This is a genomic window from Stenotrophomonas sp. PS02301, from assembly GCF_029959485.1.
GTDB lineage: Bacteria > Pseudomonadota > Gammaproteobacteria > Xanthomonadales > Xanthomonadaceae > Stenotrophomonas > Stenotrophomonas maltophilia_Z.
The window spans coordinates 1-1373 of sequence record NZ_JASCOO010000193.1 but is presented as its reverse complement, the minus strand read 5'-3'; the positions used below and the strand labels follow the sequence as shown (position 1 = coordinate 1373).

The window sequence follows — 1373 nt, the reverse complement described above, 5'->3', positions numbered from 1 at the left end:
CCCCGCGACCATCGGAGACCAGGAGGAGCCGGCCAGCGGCCGGCACTACCCGATGCCTAACGTGGCCGGAATTCCGGTGCGGATCAATCCACCACGCGGCAGAACACGGCCTTGAGATACCGCGATTCCTGCACGTGGGCCATGAACGGGTGATCCGGACCTGCGCCGGCCACCTTCAGGATCTGGATGGTGCGGCCGGCGTAGAACGCGGCGCGGCGCAGCATGTCCAGGAACTGGTCTTCGGCCACCAGGCCGGTGCACGAGAACGTGGCGAGCAGGCCACCGGGCTTGACCACCCCCAGCGCCAGCTTGTTCATGTCCAGGTACTTCTTCAGCGCGGTGATGACCTGGTCGCGGTCGCGGGTCATCTTGGCCGGATCGAGGATCACCACGTCGAACTTCTCGCCGCGGTTGGAGGCATCGCGCAGCCACGGGAAGATGTCGGACTGGATGAACTTCGGGCGCACGTTGTTGAGCTTGGCGTTGCCCTTGGCGATGGCGATCACGTCTTCATCGATGTCGATACCGACCACCTCGGCCGCACCGCGCGCGGCGGCGTACACCGCAAAGCCACCGGTGTTGCAGCACAGGTCCAGCACGGTCTTGCCTTCCACCTGCTGGCTCAGCCACTGGCGGTTCTCACGCTGGTCGGCGAAGAAGCCGGTCTTGTGCGCACCGGCCGGGTCGGCGCGGAACTTCACGCCGTACTCGGTGATCACCGAGGCTTCGGTGGTGGTGTTGCCGTGGAAGTCGAAGCTTTCCTGCTTCTGCACGTGCTCGTCGGCGAAGCTGTGGAAACGGCAGCCCGGGAACTGTTCGCGCAGGGCCTCATACACCCACTCGCGGTGGCGGAACATGCCGGCGGCGAAGAATTCGACCACGACCAGATCGCCGTAGCGGTCCACCACCAGGCCGGACAGACCGTCACCTTCGCTGTGGACCACGCGCCAGGCATCGGAGATCTCGTCCAGCTTGAGCACCTCACGGCGCAGCGACACCGCCTGGGCGATCTTGCGCGAGAACCAGCCGGCGTCGACCGGGATGGCCTGATCGGTCTCCAGGATGCGCACGGCAATGCGCGAATGACCGTTGTAGAAGCCACGCCCGATCCACTCCCCGTCCACGCCGACGACGTCGACGATGGCACCGGGTTTGGGACGGACGGCCGGCTTTTCGACCAGTTTCTGGAAGATCCACGGGTGGCTGGAGCGCCAGGCGTTCTTGAGGCGGACAACGGGGGCAGGGGTATTCATGGGCGTATTGTAAACGGGAAGCCTGCAGCCCTCGGCGCTGGGAGCGACGCCGCTGGCGCTCTGGTAGTGACGGCCGCTGGCCGTCAGCGCGGTAAACCCGGCCGCTACGTGGTTGACGGC

Annotated in this window: 1 protein-coding gene; it reads right to left on the bottom strand. The window is 66.0% G+C overall.

Annotation, left to right across the window (positions count from 1 at the left end; genetic code table 11):
* Positions 1 to 83: 83 nt before the first annotated feature.
* Positions 84 to 1253, bottom strand: a complete 1170-nt coding sequence (locus tag QMX81_RS20870) for a class I SAM-dependent rRNA methyltransferase (RefSeq protein WP_121043714.1) — start codon at positions 1251 to 1253, stop codon at positions 84 to 86.
* Positions 1254 to 1373 lie beyond the last annotated feature (120 nt).